The sequence below is a fragment of the Actinoplanes sp. M2I2 genome, from assembly GCF_023544445.1.
GTDB lineage: Bacteria > Actinomycetota > Actinomycetes > Mycobacteriales > Micromonosporaceae > Actinoplanes.
The window spans coordinates 63,322-78,252 of record NZ_JALPVJ010000011.1 but is presented as its reverse complement, the minus strand read 5'-3'; the positions used below and the strand labels follow the sequence as shown (position 1 = coordinate 78,252).

The window sequence follows — 14,931 nt, the reverse complement described above, 5'->3', positions numbered from 1 at the left end:
CCAGAAATGGCGCCGGTAACGTCCCAAAGCGCCGACAATGGGGGTTCCTGATCATTTCTTGGAGTCTCCATGTCGGACGGCGAATTTCTCGCGTACGCCGGGTCGCTGGCCGCCGCGGGCCTGCTGTTCCTGATCCTGGCCGTGCTGGGTCTCGGCCAGAACCTGATCATGCGCGTGGTCGACGTGCTGCTGGGCCTGGCGTTCCTGGGCTACGCGGGCTACCTGATGGTGGTCGCGCCCGAGTCGCCGTTCACGTCGTGGTTCGTCTTCGCGACCCCCGCGCTGGCCCTCGCCGCGGCCGTCTTCGCGCGCCACCGCTCCCGCGTCAAGATCAAACGCCTGGAGGAGAACGTCACCCAGCCGTACGCGGGCCACCACGCGACCAGCCACGCGGAGCGGCAGCCGTTCCCGTCACCGCCGCCCCCGCTCGACCCGGCCGCACAACCCTCGAAGCCCCGCGAGGAGCCGGAATCCCGCCCCGCCTCCGGTCCCATGCCGTCCGGCCTGCCACCGTCCGGCCTGGGCGCCCGCCCGGCCGAGGCCGAGCCCCGCCCGCCGCGCCCGTCCGGCCTGCCGCAACCACACGCGGAACCCCACTACCACGCACGCCACGGCGCCACCGACGACGAGACAGCCGACCACGACTACGCCGGCGGCCGCCACCGCGCGAACGGCCCCGACCCGGACGCCTGACCCGGCTCGGCCAGGCGGGCGCCGCCCCCAGGCGTGAACGGCTTAGGTTGGCGGCATGGATTACCGCCGGACCTACCGTTCCGCCGCCGTCTCCTTCGTCGACCTGGTGAGCCGCGTGCCGGCCGACCGCCTCGACGGTCCCGGCCTCGGCAAGTGGACGCTGCGCGACCTGATCGGCCACACCGTGAGCTCCGCCCTCGAGCAGGTGCCGGCGGTGCTCGGCACCGCCTCGGCACGCGGGCGCACGTCCAGCGCTTCGACGTCGTCCGGGGAGACCTCCGACGGATCGCCGCCGCCCCCGGGCTCCGGGGCACCCGCCGGCGAACCGTCTTTCCTGCCGGGTTCCGCTGCGAGTTCCGGCAGGTCGACATCGCTGCCCGGCGCGGCCTCCTCCCCCGGCTCCCCGTCGACCTTCCGCCCCGCGCCGCCGACCGTGAACGTCGAGGCCCCCGAGGGCTACTTCGCGTTCGTGCGGGACGTGCCGCCCGAGCTGTACGCCGCCGCGGTGGCCGCCTCCGACGACGACGCCCGCCGAGCAGCCGATCTCCTGACGTCGGCCGGTGACCTCGCGGGCCGCGCCACCCAGGCGCTGGCCGCGGTCGCCGACGACGACGTGGTGTCCACCCCCGTCGGCGGCATGCGGGTCCGCGACTGGCTCCCGACCCGAACGTTCGAGCTGGTGGTCCACGGCTCCGACGTGGCCGCCGCGGCCGGCGTACCGGTGGCCTTCGACCCCGCCGCCGTCTCGGAGGCCACGCTGCTCGCGGCCCGGATCGCCGTGGCATTGGGCGAGGGCCCAGCCGTGCTGAGCGCGCTGACCGGCCGTACGCCCCTCCCGGAAAACTTCTCCGTCGTCTGACCCGGGTGCCGGCCGACTGCAGCCTGTACCCACCCGGCGCTGCTCCTGGCCGGCATCTACCCGCTCGGGCCGATTCCCTACCGGCCGGCTCTTGGTCGGCTTCGGCCTGCGCAGGCGCTGTCCTGTCGGTTCTCGCCCCCGTGGAGGGTCTTGCCCTTGTCGGCTTTGGTCGGCAAGGTGGGTGTTCGGATAACTGGGCCACCGGATCGCGGACTGGGCGGCCCGCCGGCGCCAAGTTGAGTATTTCCGGGCCGCTCTCACCGAACTGCAACCGGTCTGCACTCGTCGCCGACCCGTTCAGCCCGAACAGAGAGGTATGAGCGACACCATGATCATCGAGTTGGGCCTTCAGGCCATGACCATCGCCGCCAAGATGTGCGCACCGGTCCTGCTGACGGCGCTCGCGGTCGGTTTCGCCATCTCCCTGTTCCAGTCGGTGACCCAGATCCAGGAAGCGACGCTGTCCTTCGTCCCGAAGGCGGCCGCGGTCTGCGCCGCCCTGCTCTTCTCGGGCAACTGGATGCTCCACGAGATGACGACCTACACGACGCAGCTCTTCGGCCGGATCCCCGAACTCATCGGCTGACCTTCCAGGCGCGCGGATCCGCCCGCCCACAGGCTCAGACGTCACCAGAAGCGGTCACCAGGCGACGATGAGCCAAACAGCCTGCGGACCCACAGGCCGTCACCGGGCAACCATGAGCCCACACAGCCTGCCGACCCACAGGCCGCCGCCGGGCAACCATGAGCCCACACAGCCTGCAGACCCAGAGGCCGTCGCCGGGCAACCGCGCGCTCACACAGCCTGCAGACCCAGAGGCCGTCGCCGGGCAACCACGTGCTCACACAGCCCGCGGACCCAGAGGCGGTCACCGGGCAGTGATGAGTCCACGCAGCCTGTGGACAGCGTCGGCCCGGGCACCTGTGAGCGACGGTTCCGTGCTCACAGACGCGGCCCGCACCGGCACGGGACGAGGCGATCGCCCGACTTCGGCGGCGATGACGTCGATCAGCTGTGTACCCCACCGTCCCCCGATGACGACCACTTCGGGATCGATGAGCGCCGCGAGAGCCGCGATCAGCCCGCCGACCGCCGTCACCACCTCCGGCGGCCGCTGCGCGAGCAGCCGGTCGACATCCACAGCCGTTGAGTGCTCGTGCCGGAGCCCGAGTAAGCCGAACACCTCGATCAAAGGCATCGCGCGTCCCTCCGGCCCCACCGTGATCAGATGTGCTACTTCACCGGCGACTCCGCGGTGCCCACGGCGCACCTCGCCGTCGCTCACGACGGCGCATCCCAGGCCCTCATCGAGGTAGAGATACGCGAAGTCGTCCAGTGGCGTCGCCGCTCGTTCCGCTTCAGCAGCCCAGTTGACGTCGTTGTCCACAAGCACGGCGCCGCCGACGCGCTCCGCCAGCACCGCCACCGGGTCGATCTCCCCGAGCAGAAACGGCGCATCCGGCAACTGCAGGAGCCGCCCCGTGTGCCGATCGACCGGATCCGCCGCGCTCACCACCGCGAGCCGGGGGCGGGCGTTCAGCCGTAGCCGCCCACGCTGCCGCAGCCCGACACCGTCGTCGCGCGACCCGACACCGTCGTCGCGGCCCACGCCGCCCTCAGACAACCCGACACCGTCGTCGCGGCCCACACCGCCCTCAGACAACCCGACACCGCCGCCACGGCCCACACCGCCCTCAAGCAACCCAAGGCCGTCGTCACGGCCCGCACCTGTTCCGCGCAACTCGACATTGTCGTCACCGCCGACGCCGGCCCCGCGCAACTCGGGACTATCGTCACGGCCCCCACCGCTCTCAAGGAACTCGGCTTCCTGCCGAGCCTCGACCAGCTCGCGAACCGCGTCCACGGCGCTGCCCAGTGCGGCGGCCACATCGTCGGGACGAGCCGGACGACCTATCGGCTTCTCCACTCGGGCGACCAGATCCCCGTACGCGTCCAGGCATTCCGCCACCACGCCCTCGGGCGCGACGCTGACCGCGAGAGCCAGGCCGACATCGGGGGCCAGCGAGTAATACGAGCCCACCCGCCCGCGTCCCCGACCGCCCGGGGTGCGCTGACCGGTATCCACAACGAGGCCGGCTTCGGTGAGTCGGCGGACGCTTTCGCCGGCTGTGGGTTTCGAGATGCCGATCTCGGCGGACAACTCCGCGCGCGTCAACAGGCGGTGACGCATCAGAGCGCGCAACACATGCTCGTCGGTGAGGGAGCGAAGCAGTTCCTGTGACGGTTTGACCGTATCCACAGCATCACTCTAGTCAGGACTCTTGCCTAGAAAGGTCTCGGGACCCTACTCTTCTTCTAGGCAAGAGCCCTGACTAGAAGGAGAACCGCCATGCCGCTCCCCCACTGGGAGGAGACGCCCGCCGACCTCCCCACCGCCATCCGTGAAGTCAAGACCGCCTTGCGCAAGCAGATCGCCGCCTCCGGACGCACGGTGGAGGAAGTCTTCGCCGTCGTCGAGCGCAAGGTCGCCGCCGAGGTCGCGGACATCGTCGCTGCCAAGGCGCGCGGCGAGACGGTCTGGCCGGTCATCTCGTACGACGACATCGAGGCCGGCACGGTGAGCGCCGCCGACGTCGCCCTGCTGCGCAGGCGCGGTTGCCTGGTCGTCCGGGGACATTTCGAGCGGTCTCAAGCTCTGGGCTGGGATGCCGGCATCGTGCAGTACGTCGAGGAGAACAAGTTCTTCGAGAACTACCGCGGGCCCGGCGACGACTTCTTCGGCAGCGTCGGGTCGAAGCCCGAGATCTACCCGATCTACTGGTCCCGCGCGCAGATGGAAGCCCGCCAGAGCGACCGCATGGCTCGCGTACAGGCTTTCCTGAACAACCAGTGGAAGCACACCTCAGACGGTGTGCAGTGGTTCGACCCGGAGCGCGACTCGCTGTACCCCGACCGCATCCGCCGCCGCCCCGAGGGCGCCGACTCCGCCGGCCTGGGGACACACCTGGACCCCGGCACGCTGGACCTGTGGATGACCGAGGCTTATCAACAGGCTTTCCGTCACTTGTTCAACGGGGATGTGGAGAAGTACGACCCGTGGGACGCGGCGTATCGCACGGCCGGCCCGCAGTATCCCGGCACGACCATGTGTTCGGCGTTCCGCACGTTCCAGGGCTGGACGGCCCTGTCCGACATGGCGCACGACCAAGGCGTTCTCCACACGGTGCCGATCCCCGGTGCCATGGCCTATCTGATGCTGCGCCCGCTGCTCAACGACGTTCCTGACGACGACATGTGCGGAGTGACCGTCAATCAGGTCTTCCCGGCCGACGACAAGTGGCACGGCCTGCTCATGGAGGCCCTGTCCGGCATTCCCGACGTCCAGGCCGGCGACTCGGTCTGGTGGCACTGCGACATGATCCACAGCGTCGCGCCCGTCCAGGACCAGAAGGGCTGGGGCAACGTCATGTACATCCCCGCGGCCCCGTGGTGTCCCCGCAACGAGACGTACGCCGCTAACGTGCGCGAGGCGTTCCTCAGCGGCTCCAGCCCGTCGGACTTCCCGGCCGAACACTACGAGCGCGACTGGACCAACCGCTTCACAGAGGCCGACCTGAACGAAACCGGCCGCCGCGGTCTGGGTCTCGTCTGAAGCACCGTCGAACGCCGACCGCCGTGGCCAGCCGCCGCTGCGATCGGCGTCCGGTGGTCAGCTCGCCCCTACCGGGCGGCGGCGTACAACGGCGGGACGGTCCCGCCCGGTGAGGTTGCTGGCCCTTATTCGGTGACGTGATGGGAGGGGGCGTCATTACCCTCTAGCCATGATCGACGTACGCATGGCCACGGTGGACGATGCGGCCGAGTTGGTGCGGCTCCGGGGTGTGCTGTTCGGGGTGGCCGACGATTCGGACGAGGGCGGCTGGCGGGACGTGGCTCGGCAGACACTGCTGCGGCGGCTGGCGGAATCCACGCCGACCATGGTGGGCTTTGTCGTCGATCATCCGGACGCGCCGGGGCGGCTCGCGGCTTGCGCGGTCGGCATCCTCGAGGAGCGGCTGGGCGGCCCTCGCAATCCCAGCGGTCTGGCCGGCTACGTATTCAATGTCGCGACCGACCCGGCCCACCGGCGCCGGGGTTACGCCCGCGCTTGCATGTCGGCTCTGATCGAGTGGTTCCGCGTCCGGGGCGCCGGAGTGATCGACCTGCGCGCCAGCTCGGAAGGAGAGCCGCTCTACGCCTCACAGGGATTCCGTCGTACGTCCGACCCGGCTATGCGCCTGTCTGTCCCGTCGGCGTCTTATCCCCGGGGCGACCACTGACCTTCGGCTCGGAAATCACACAAGCCGACCTGTCATCGGACAGCGACGATCGCTCCGACGAATTCGGGGACCCTCTGTACCGCCGCCCGGCTGTTTCGGGAACGCTCTGCGCCCTCGCTCGACGAGTTCGCAAAGGGTCCGCATCCGGTCCGGCTATTCGACGTGAGCTGTCAGCTCGAGCAGGGCGCCGTGGGTGGCCGGGTCGGCTGCGGCGATCAGGCCCTGGGCGCCGGTGTGGAGGGGGCCGCCGTCGAGGCTGGTCACGATGCAGCCCGCGGCCTCACACAGGGCGATGCCGGCCGCGAAGTGGACGCTGTCTTTCAGGTGGCCGTCGGTGAGGTACGCCGCTCGCCGGCCCGCGGCCACCCAGGCCAGCGCCAAGGTGGTCGAGATGACGCGCGGCCGGAAGCGGGCGGTGAAACGGTCGTCGAGGAGCAGGCGCGCGGCTCGGAAGGCTGGGGCGTTGGGGAACGGCGGGTCGAGGTTGAGGTCGACGAGGTTGGTGGCGGCAGTCGGCGCGAGCAACTCGTCGCGGCCCCGGTGGCGCACCCAGGACTGGGCGCCGTCGGTCCAGAAGACCTCTGCGGCGAACGGATCGGCCGCCGCGGCGGCCGACGTGCGGCCGTTGGTGCGCAGGGCGACGTTGACCGCAACCAGCATGGTCCTGGCGGCGTAGTTCAGCGTTCCGCACAGGGGGTCGACGAGCCACTCGCGCTCGCCGCCGGCGGCGCCGGTGCGACCGCTCTCCTCGCCGACGATCACGTCGCCGGGGCGGGCTCCGGTCAGCCGGGCGAAGATCGCCTGCTCGGCATCGAGGTCGGCTTGCGTGGCGAAGTCGCCGGGCGCCTTGTCGAATCGTGCCAAGTGCGTCCCGTAGTGCTCAAGCACCACCGCCGCGCCCGCCTCGGCCGCTGACACTGCCAGGTCGGCGTCGCTGATCAACATCGCTCGATCATAGAGATGGCGATGCCCTGCTCGATGCGCCCGGCCCATGAGGGAAGTTGAGGTCCGTACCCATCAGATTTTGATCTCGAAGGGGTTCTCCACAGGCGGCCGGCGCGTAAGGATTCGTTGTGACTCTTGAAGAGCAGCGGGCGTACATGTTGACCGGCGCAATGTATGACGACTTGACGAGTGAGCTTGTCGAGGCGCGGAAGCGGACAGTCATGCTCACCGGCGAGTACAACGACAGCTTCGGGCAGCCGCAAGCGGCGCGGGAGGCGATCCTGCGGCGCCTGTTGCGCAGCGTGGGGACGGGCTGCCACTTCGAGCCGACGTTCCGGTGTGAGTTCGGGTTCAACATCACCGTCGGAGACCGGTTCTACGCCAACTTCGACTGCGTGCTGCTCGATGGCGGTGGCATCACGATCGGGGACGATGTGCTGTTCGGGCCGCGGGTAGGCATCTACACGAGCAATCACGCCATCGACCCGGACGAGCGCGCGGCCGGTGGGTGTTACGCCAAACCGGTCACCATCGGTCATCGGGTCTGGGTGGGCGGTGACGTCACGATCAACCAGGGAGTGACGATCGGTGACGGGTCGATCGTCGGGTCGGGCAGCGTCGTGACGCGGCCGGTCCCGGCCGGGGTGATCGTCGCGGGCAACCCGGCGCGGGTGCTCCGTAAGATCACGGAGGCCGACCGGACCGGATTCAGAGGGAGCTCGTCGTGACGCGTGTGGGTGTGATGTTGCCGCGGGACCTGCCTGTGGACGAGGTGCTTCGTTATGCACAGCGGGCCGACGAGCTGGGCTTTGACGAGCTGTGGGTTGTGGAGGACCTCGGCTTCCGGGGCGGGGTCGCGCAGGCCGGGGCTGTGCTCGCCGCGACGTCGCGGATCGTGGTGGGCATCGGCATCCTGCCGGCGGGGGCCCGCAACGCTGCCTTCGCGGCGATGGACCTGGGGACGCTCGCGCAGTTGTTCCCCGGGCGGCTGATCGCGGGTATCGGGCACGGCATGCCCGCCTGGATGCGGCAGGTCGGGGCGTGGCCGGCCAGCCCGTTGACGCTGCTCGAGGAGTACACGGTGGCGGTGCGCACCCTTCTGCGTGGTGAGCCCGGGCCGGCGGCCGGCCGGTACGTCCAGGTGGAGGGTGTCGTCATCGGCGAGCGACCCGAGGTGGTGCCGCCGGTGGTGCTGGGCGTGCGGGGGCCGAAGTCGATCGCGGTCGCCGGGCGGGTCTCCGACGGTGTGCTGCTGGCCGAGCCGTCCGCGCCGCCCTACATCCAGGCGTCGGTAGGGCATCTGGGCTCGTCGTCTCTCGAGGTCATCACGTACGACGCCGCGGTCGTCGGCGACGACGGCCGGGCCGCCCGCGACCTGGTGCGCCCGGGCCTCGCCTGGATCGGCGAGCCCGACTGGGCGCCGCATCTGGCCGCGCTGCCGTTCGCCGGGGATCTGGCCCGCCATCGTGCGGCGTCGGCCGGGCCGGACGAGTTCGCGGCCACCCTGCCCGACGAGTGGGTGCGGGAGTTGTCCCTGGCCGGCACACCCGACGAGGTCCGTACCCGGATCGCGGCCCGGCACGACGCCGGCGCGACAAGCGTCGTGATGATCCCCGCCGAGACCGACCGCCTCGGCGCGCTGGACCGCCTGGCCGGGGTCCTCCGGCGCTGACACCGGCCGGCCGCGGCTGTCCACAGGCACGACGGGTCCCGGTTCGTCCGTGATCGAAGCGGACATACGCGCGCTGTGGACGGCGACACTGCGGGCGGCGACACTCAACCGCACAGCATGGTGGGCGTGGGCCACAACGTCCCGCGGCGACGCCACGCGAGTTCACGCAGGCTGGGCCGACGCGAGCGCGGGCCGACCGACGCGAGCGCAGGCCGACCTGATGCCACCCGTCGAGCACGAGCCCGACGCGAGCGCAGGCCGACCCAGCCACTCATGCCGGACAAGCCCGCGCCGGCGAGGAAGCGCTTGAACCTCAGCCGCGGCTGATCCGCTGCATGGCCTTGATGTAGCGGTCGGTCGCGAGGCGCTGGGCCAGCATCGAGATCGGGCCGCCCAGCCGTACGAGAAGGGTGGCCGGACGGCTGAAGGCGCGCACCTGGAACCGGACCGAGTCGTCGTCGCGCAGCACCACGAAGAAGGCCTCTTCGCCGCTCTCGGGGTGACCCAGCAACGTGCCGTAGCCGAAGCCGCGCCGGTTCGGCTCGTCGACGGTGTAGACCACGCGGCACGGGATGGTCAGCATCAGCAGCCGCAGGGTCACGTTGACCCCCTCCGCGGCCGACGGCCCGTCGGCGCGCACCTTCAGACCGGCCGCGCGGTGCATGCGCCAGTGGAGAAGCCCGTTGGCGGCCCGCTCGAACGTCTCCCGGCCGTGCCCGAGCGGGGCGTCGCGGTGGACGTGGTCGTAGCCGGCGGGCAGCGGGCCCTCACGGGTGGCGCCGACCCGGGCGTACGTCAGGGGCTTCTCCATGGCGTCAACGTATCCGGTCAGGCCCCGCGTAAACGGAGCACCTCGGCCCGCGCGTGGGCCACCCGCGCTGTCTCCTGCCCGCCCGACGCGGCGATCTCCTGGGCCAGGTCGCCGGCGCTCTCGACGAGGTGACGGGCCCGCCGCCGGTCGTGGACGAGTTTGCGGAAGTGCCGACGGTCCTTGTGCAGGCCGCTCACCGCGTCGAGCAGGGGCTGGTCGACGACGCCGGACTCGACCTCGGGGGCCAGCAGCTCGCGCATCCAGGCGCGCTCCTTGGACGAGGCCAGGCGGCGTACGACGAGCAGGACCACGATGGCGAGCGGCATCAGGAGCAGGTACGGCGCGAAGAGCGTCAGGAAGGTGCTCCAGCCGAACAGGCCGGACGCGTCGTCCCACGCGAAGTGCAGGAACATCGCCGCCAGGCAGGCCAGCAGGCCCCGGCCGATGCGCCTCTCCCCCGGCGCGCGGCCGAGGATCCACATCACCCCGGCGCAGAAGATCGCGCTGAACAGGGCGTGCGACGTGATGCCGGCGAACCCTCGCAGCGCCAGGATGAACAGCGACGACTCCAGCTGCCCGACGCCGAAGCTGGCGGTGGCGTTGTTGTAGGCGTACAGGATGTCCTCGGAGACCTGGAAACCGAGACCGATGAACGCGCCGATGATGAAGCCGTCGTAGGCGCTGCGCACCAGCCGGGGCGCCAGGGCGATCAGCAGGATCAGGCCGAGGCCTTTGCTCCACTCCTCGTCGATCGGCGCGGCGAGACCGGCGCCCCATGTCTCCGCGCCGGCCGGACCGAGCAGTTTCGTCCAGATCTCGAGCAGGGCGGTGTTGGCCGGCAGGGCGATCCAGAAGGTGGCGGCGACCGCGCCCCAGATGAAGCCGGTGGCCAGGAGCCCGCCCGGCTGCGCGGTGTAGCGGTTCTGCCGGCGCAGGAACAGCAGCCACGGGATGAGGTAGATCCCGAAGAAGACGATGCCACTGGTCACAGCCAGGCGATAGGTCCCGCCGAGAGCCGGGCCGAAGTACTTGATCATGCCGATCGCACCGGCGCCGACACCGATGACATAGACCCAGAAGGCCGGGTTGTGCGGTTGGAAGAACCTGAAGCGCGCGCCCCAGCCGGACTCGTCGATGGCCTCGAGCTGGGCGTTCTTGGCCGTCGAGGTGGTGATCGTCATGCCGCGGCCTCCGGGGTGATGCTGCGCAGGAACGTCTCGACCTCGCTGGAGACCTGCTGGAACTCGCCCGGTACGGCGGAGACGTTGACGAGCAGGGCGGGGGCGGTCGCCGGGGTGGACAGCGACATCTTGAAGGCGGCCAGGAGCTCGTCGCCGCCCGTGCCGCTGGCGCTGCGGACCACGCCGACCAGGCCGGACGTCGTGGTGAAGGTCGCCGGCGACCCGGAGATGTCGGCCTGCGGGTCCTGGGAGGTGATCACCTGGTCGAGGAACTGGGCCGCGGTGCCGTTGAACGATGCGCCGGTCATCTGGATGGTCGCGCCGCCCTTGGCCAGCTTCACGCTCTCCTGGGTCGGGCTCACTCCCGTACGGTCGCTGACCAGCGTGCCGTCCTCGAGCTGCCAGCCGACCGGGGGGACAGCGGTCGCGCCGGCGCCCAGGTCGAGCACGTCCCCGGCCCTCGTGGGATTGTTCCAGGGCACGATCGCGTTCAGCGCCGGCCAGCCGTAGATCAGCAGCAGGGCGACGACGAGCACGAACAGCGCGGGCCGCAGCATCCGCCGGTCGAGACCGAACCACCGATGTTCCACGGGCACCCAGCCCGGTATGCCTGTACTCATGTCCACCCCCTGGGCAACAACCTAGTGCCGACGGTCGCCGAACGCTCGGATTGACGACCGTGGTGGGAGGGAAGCAACATCCGCATGCACATCTGGCCAGGAAACCCGTACCCGTTGGGTGCCACCTACGACGGCGGCGGGACGAATTTCGCCCTTTTCTCCGAACTCGCCGAAAGGGTCGAACTGTGCCTCTTCGACGAGGACGGCACCGAGACGCGCATCGACCTGCCCGAGCGCGAGGCCCTCGTCTGGCACGGCTACCTGCCCCGGATCGTGCCGGGTCAGCGCTACGGGTACCGGGTTCACGGCCCCTACGATCCGGCCAACGGACTGCGCTGCAACCCCAGCAAACTGCTGCTCGACCCGTACGCCAAGGCGATCGACGGGCGTAACGACTGGAACGAGGCGCTGTTCGCGTACCGGTTCGGCGACCCCGATTCGCGCAACGACGACGATTCGGCGGCGTACGCCCAGAAATCGGTCGTCATCAACCCGTTCTTCGACTGGGGCAACGACCGGCCGCTGCGCATTCCGTTCCATCAGACGGTCATCTACGAGGCCCACGTCAAAGGCATGACCGAGCGGCATCCCGAGATTCCCGAGGACGTCCGCGGGACGTACTCCGGTCTGGCCCATCCGGCGATGATCAAGTATCTGCGGGAGCTGGGCGTGACCGCGGTCGAGCTCATGCCGGTCCACCAGTTCGTGCACGACAGCACGCTGATCGACCGCGGCCTCACGAACTACTGGGGCTACAACACCATCGGCTTCTTCGCGCCGCACAACGGATACGCCTCGTTCGGCGGGCACGGCGGCCAGGTCCAGGAATTCAAATCGATGGTCAAGGCGCTGCACCAGGCCGGGATCGAAGTGATCCTCGACGTCGTCTACAACCACACCGCCGAGGGCAACCATCTGGGCCCGACGTTGTCCTTCCGGGGCATCGACAATCCCGCCTATTACCGGTTGGTCGAGGACAACAAGCAGTTCTACTACGACACCACCGGCACCGGGAACAGCCTCAACGTGCGCCACCACGAGTCGCTGCGGCTCATCATGGATTCGCTGCGCTACTGGGTGACCGAGATGCACGTCGACGGTTTCCGGTTTGACCTGGCGGCCGCGCTGGCCCGCGAATTCCACGCCGTCGACCGGCTGGCCGCGTTCTTCGACCTGGTCAACCAGGACCCGATCGTCTCACAGGTCAAGCTCATCGCCGAGCCCTGGGACGTCGGCGACGGCGGCTACCAGGTCGGCGGGTTCCCCCCGCTCTGGACGGAATGGAACGGTCGTTACCGCGATTCGGTGCGCGATTTCTGGCGCGGCGAACCCTCGTCCCTCGGCGAGTTCGCCGGGCGGTTCACCGGCAGTTCCGATCTGTACGAGATCGACGGCCGCCGCCCGATCGCGTCGATCAACTTCGTCACGGCCCACGACGGCTTCACGCTGAACGACCTGGTGTCGTACAACGAGAAGCACAACGAGGCCAACGGCGAGGAGAACCGCGACGGCGAGAGCCACAACCGGTCGTGGAACTGCGGGGTCGAGGGGCCGACCGACGACCCCGAGATCGTCGCCCTGCGCGAGCGGCAGAAACGCAATTTCCTGGCCACCCTGCTGTTGTCGCAGGGCGTACCGATGATTGCCCACGGCGACGAACTGGGCCGCACCCAGGGCGGCAACAACAACGTCTATTGCCAGGACAACGAAACAAGTTGGGTCGACTGGACGGACGCCCGCAATCAGGACGTGCTGACGAGTTTCACGCGCCGGGTCACGGCGCTACGGGCCGCGCACCCCATTTTCCGGCGCCGGCGATTCTTCACCGGCGAGGCTTTCGGCGACGACAAGGTGCCCGACATCGCGTGGCTGCGCCGCGACGGCCGGCCGATGACCGAGTCGGACTGGAACGCCCGCAGCGGCATGACGATGACGGTCTTCCTCAACGGCCGCGGCATTCCGGAACGCGACGCGCTGGGCGAGCCGATCACCGACGATTCGTTCCTGTTGCTGTTCAATCCCCTGGGCGATTCGGTGGACTTCACCCTGCCCGACCGCACCTTCGGGCGTACGTGGGAGATTGTCGTCAACACGGCGGACCCGCTGCTGGCGGTGCGGCGGAAGACGGCGAAAGCCGCGTCGCAGTTGACGGTCCTGGGGCACACGCTCGTGGTGCTACGGTGCCGCTATTAGTGACGCTCCTTTTGCCCTGTTCCCGTCGATGGGCGAATATCCGGCCTACGACGACGCGGTGTACGACAGCTTCGACGTACGGGATGAGCGGTTCGCCGCCTATCAGCAGGCGATCGCCGGGTCGGTGGCGGGCAAGGTCGTCGTCGACATCGGCACCGGCCGCGACGCCTTGTGGGCCGTCGCGGCCGCCCGGGCCGGGGCTCGGCATGTCTACGCGGTCGAGCGGCAGCCGGACGCGGCGGACCAGGCGCGCCGGGCGGTGGCCGGCCTCGGCGACCGGGTGACGATCATCGAGGGCTCGTCGACCGCGATCGGGCTGCCCTCGCCGGCGCAGGTGTGCATCTCGGAGATCGTCGGGAACATCGCCTCGGCCGAAGGCGCCGTCGCCGTCCTCAACGACGCGCGGCGGCGCCTGTGCACGACGGACTGCGTCTGGATCCCGTTCCGGATCCAGACGTGGGCCGCGGCGGTGCAACTTCCCGACAGCGCGCGCGTCCTGGACCCGGCGAGTCTGCCGTACGTCGAGCGGGTCTTCGCCGCCGCCGGCGCCCCCTTCGATCTGCGGCTGTGCCTCGGTGGTCCCGGCGCGTCGTTGCGCGTCTCGTCGGCGGCGGTGGTCGAGTCGCTCGTCTTCGACCACCGGCGGTCCCTTCCCGACGAAAACGCGGTGGCCACGACGAGGTTGACGGTCGACGTGGCCTCCGCACGGCTGACCGGCCTGCTGCTGTGGAGCCGTATCGCCGTCACGCCGGCCGCGGGCCGTCCGGAAATCGACACGCTGGCCGGCGGGACGCGCGGGTGGGCGCCGGTGTACGTGCCGCTCTCGACGGACGGCCTGCCGGTCCGGCACGGCGACCACCTGGCCCTCACCTTCAGCCGTACGACCAGCGACGACCGTGTCCATCCGGACTATCACGTGGCCGTGCGCACGGGGGACGCGGACGAGTCGCTCACCTGGTCGAGTCCTCATCACGGCTCCGGCTTCCGGGAGTCGGAGCTGCACCGGCACCTGTTTCCCGGTGGTGACGCGGGTCCGGACAGCCTGGCGATCTGAAGCCGGGGCTGGATCGGCCGGTGGAGCCTCGCGCGGTGGCGGGGTTGCCTGAGCCATCGAGGACGGTGGATGGTGGACGCATGTGGCCCACGCCGGAGCCGGACTGCTGGCTGCACCCCGCGGTCGAGGTGCGCCCGTCCGCCGTCGATGGCGACGGCTTGTTCGCGCGAACGCCGATCTCGAGGGGTGCGACCGTCTCCCGCCTGGGTGGGCGGCTCGTGTCCACCGGCGAGCTGACTGATCTGCTGGACAACAGCACCGGGTGGGTCGACACGATCACCGTGGCCGAGGATGTGCATCTGGTGCTGCCGCCGGGCCGGCCCAACGGGAAGGGCAACCACAGCTGCGACCCGAATCTGTGGTGGGGGCCGCCGTACACGCTGATCGCCCGGCGGGACCTGGCCGCCGGTGAGGAGCTGACCAACGACTACGCCACGAGCACCGGCGTCGAGGCGTGGCGGATGAGCTGCCGTTGCGGCACGCGCCGGTGCCGGGGCGTGGTGAGCGGCCAGGACTGGAAACGCCTGGACCTGCGCCAGATCTACGGGGACCACTGGGTGCCGGCGTTGCGGAGCCGCATACGGGGTCTGACCTGACGTCGCGCCTTCACAAAGCCGGCCCA

15 protein-coding genes are annotated in these 14,931 nt (G+C 70.0%); 10 read left to right on the top strand and 5 right to left on the bottom strand.

Going from position 1 to position 14,931, the window contains the following annotated elements; all coding sequences use genetic code 11:
* Positions 1–69 precede the first annotated feature (69 nt).
* From HJC40_RS23355 to fliQ, 3 genes are all read left to right on the top strand, one after another.
* On the top strand, positions 70–693 hold the full coding sequence (locus tag HJC40_RS23355) for a hypothetical protein (protein WP_250003526.1): 624 nt from the start codon (positions 70–72) through the stop codon (positions 691–693).
* A 55-nt stretch (positions 694–748) separates the two neighbouring features.
* Positions 749–1,552 (top strand): maleylpyruvate isomerase N-terminal domain-containing protein, encoded by an 804-nt coding sequence (locus HJC40_RS23350; protein ID WP_250003525.1) that lies wholly within the window; start codon positions 749–751, stop codon positions 1,550–1,552.
* Between the two features lie 328 nt (positions 1,553–1,880).
* A complete protein-coding gene (gene fliQ / locus HJC40_RS23345; protein WP_250003524.1) occupies positions 1,881–2,138 on the top strand; it encodes a flagellar biosynthesis protein FliQ in 258 nt (85 codons plus the stop codon).
* A 283-nt stretch (positions 2,139–2,421) separates the two neighbouring features.
* Here fliQ and HJC40_RS23340 read toward each other — a convergent pair whose 3' ends face one another.
* Positions 2,422–3,813 (bottom strand): ROK family transcriptional regulator, encoded by a 1,392-nt coding sequence (locus tag HJC40_RS23340; protein WP_250003523.1) that lies wholly within the window; start codon positions 3,811–3,813, stop codon positions 2,422–2,424.
* A gap of 90 nt (positions 3,814–3,903) precedes the next feature.
* Here HJC40_RS23340 and HJC40_RS23335 point away from each other — a divergent pair, with 90 nt between their 5' ends.
* Positions 3,904–5,166, top strand: coding sequence for a DUF1479 domain-containing protein (locus HJC40_RS23335; RefSeq protein WP_250003522.1), 1,263 nt, complete (start codon positions 3,904–3,906; stop codon positions 5,164–5,166).
* 169 nt (positions 5,167–5,335) lie between these two features.
* Positions 5,336–5,833 carry a GNAT family N-acetyltransferase gene (locus tag HJC40_RS23330; protein ID WP_250003521.1) on the top strand — a complete coding sequence of 166 codons (498 nt, stop codon included), beginning with the start codon at positions 5,336–5,338 and terminating at the stop codon, positions 5,831–5,833.
* 153 nt (positions 5,834–5,986) lie between these two features.
* Here HJC40_RS23330 and HJC40_RS23325 read toward each other — a convergent pair whose 3' ends face one another.
* Positions 5,987–6,778: an inositol monophosphatase family protein gene (locus HJC40_RS23325; RefSeq protein WP_250003520.1), complete on the bottom strand. Its 792-nt coding sequence runs from the start codon at positions 6,776–6,778 to the stop codon at positions 5,987–5,989.
* A 155-nt stretch (positions 6,779–6,933) separates the two neighbouring features.
* On the opposite strand from HJC40_RS23325, the gene HJC40_RS23320 reads away from it, so the two are divergent.
* Complete coding sequence (locus HJC40_RS23320; protein ID WP_284043649.1) at positions 6,934–7,506, top strand: sugar O-acetyltransferase; 573 nt, start codon at positions 6,934–6,936, stop codon at positions 7,504–7,506.
* Positions 7,503–8,450 carry an LLM class flavin-dependent oxidoreductase gene (locus HJC40_RS23315; RefSeq protein WP_250003518.1) on the top strand — a complete coding sequence of 316 codons (948 nt, stop codon included), beginning with the start codon at positions 7,503–7,505 and terminating at the stop codon, positions 8,448–8,450. The genes HJC40_RS23320 and HJC40_RS23315 overlap by 4 nt, the downstream gene beginning before the upstream one ends.
* 313 nt (positions 8,451–8,763) lie before the next feature.
* Here HJC40_RS23315 and HJC40_RS23310 read toward each other — a convergent pair whose 3' ends face one another.
* Genes HJC40_RS23310 through HJC40_RS23300 form a run of 3 tightly spaced genes read right to left on the bottom strand, consistent with a single transcriptional unit; the run spans position 8,764 to position 11,062 of the window.
* Complete coding sequence (locus tag HJC40_RS23310) at positions 8,764–9,261, bottom strand: DUF1990 family protein (RefSeq protein ID WP_250003517.1); 498 nt, start codon at positions 9,259–9,261, stop codon at positions 8,764–8,766.
* A 17-nt stretch (positions 9,262–9,278) separates the two neighbouring features.
* A complete protein-coding gene (locus HJC40_RS23305) occupies positions 9,279–10,442 on the bottom strand; it encodes a PrsW family intramembrane metalloprotease (RefSeq protein ID WP_250003516.1) in 1,164 nt (387 codons plus the stop codon).
* Positions 10,439–11,062, bottom strand: a complete 624-nt coding sequence (locus HJC40_RS23300) for a hypothetical protein (RefSeq protein WP_250003515.1) — start codon at positions 11,060–11,062, stop codon at positions 10,439–10,441. The genes HJC40_RS23305 and HJC40_RS23300 overlap by 4 nt, the downstream gene beginning before the upstream one ends.
* An 84-nt stretch (positions 11,063–11,146) precedes the next feature.
* Here HJC40_RS23300 and glgX point away from each other — a divergent pair, with 84 nt between their 5' ends.
* The 3 genes from glgX to HJC40_RS23285 all read left to right on the top strand — a co-directional run bounded on the left by glgX (position 11,147) and on the right by HJC40_RS23285 (position 14,905).
* Positions 11,147–13,255 (top strand): glycogen debranching protein GlgX, encoded by a 2,109-nt coding sequence (glgX, locus tag HJC40_RS23295; protein ID WP_250003514.1) that lies wholly within the window; start codon positions 11,147–11,149, stop codon positions 13,253–13,255.
* A gap of 28 nt (positions 13,256–13,283) precedes the next feature.
* Positions 13,284–14,309 (top strand): hypothetical protein, encoded by a 1,026-nt coding sequence (locus tag HJC40_RS23290; RefSeq protein WP_250003513.1) that lies wholly within the window; start codon positions 13,284–13,286, stop codon positions 14,307–14,309.
* Between the two features lie 80 nt (positions 14,310–14,389).
* A complete protein-coding gene (locus HJC40_RS23285) occupies positions 14,390–14,905 on the top strand; it encodes an SET domain-containing protein (RefSeq protein WP_250003512.1) in 516 nt (171 codons plus the stop codon).
* Positions 14,906–14,931 lie beyond the last annotated feature (26 nt).

Coding starts and splice junctions, on each gene's coding strand:
- HJC40_RS23355 (WP_250003526.1), top strand. CDS start 70: ATGTCGGACGGCGAATTTCTCGCGTACGCCGGGTCGCTGGCCGCCGCG.
- HJC40_RS23350 (WP_250003525.1), top strand. CDS start 749: ATGGATTACCGCCGGACCTACCGTTCCGCCGCCGTCTCCTTCGTCGAC.
- fliQ (WP_250003524.1), top strand. CDS start 1,881: ATGATCATCGAGTTGGGCCTTCAGGCCATGACCATCGCCGCCAAGATG.
- HJC40_RS23335 (WP_250003522.1), top strand. CDS start 3,904: ATGCCGCTCCCCCACTGGGAGGAGACGCCCGCCGACCTCCCCACCGCC.
- HJC40_RS23330 (WP_250003521.1), top strand. CDS start 5,336: ATGATCGACGTACGCATGGCCACGGTGGACGATGCGGCCGAGTTGGTG.
- HJC40_RS23325 (WP_250003520.1), bottom strand. CDS start 6,778: ATGTTGATCAGCGACGCCGACCTGGCAGTGTCAGCGGCCGAGGCGGGC.
- HJC40_RS23320 (WP_284043649.1), top strand. CDS start 6,934: ATGTTGACCGGCGCAATGTATGACGACTTGACGAGTGAGCTTGTCGAG.
- HJC40_RS23310 (WP_250003517.1), bottom strand. CDS start 9,261: ATGGAGAAGCCCCTGACGTACGCCCGGGTCGGCGCCACCCGTGAGGGC.
- HJC40_RS23305 (WP_250003516.1), bottom strand. CDS start 10,442: ATGACGATCACCACCTCGACGGCCAAGAACGCCCAGCTCGAGGCCATC.
- HJC40_RS23300 (WP_250003515.1), bottom strand. CDS start 11,062: ATGAGTACAGGCATACCGGGCTGGGTGCCCGTGGAACATCGGTGGTTC.
- glgX (WP_250003514.1), top strand. CDS start 11,147: ATGCACATCTGGCCAGGAAACCCGTACCCGTTGGGTGCCACCTACGAC.
- HJC40_RS23290 (WP_250003513.1), top strand. CDS start 13,284: ATGGGCGAATATCCGGCCTACGACGACGCGGTGTACGACAGCTTCGAC.
- HJC40_RS23285 (WP_250003512.1), top strand. CDS start 14,390: ATGTGGCCCACGCCGGAGCCGGACTGCTGGCTGCACCCCGCGGTCGAG.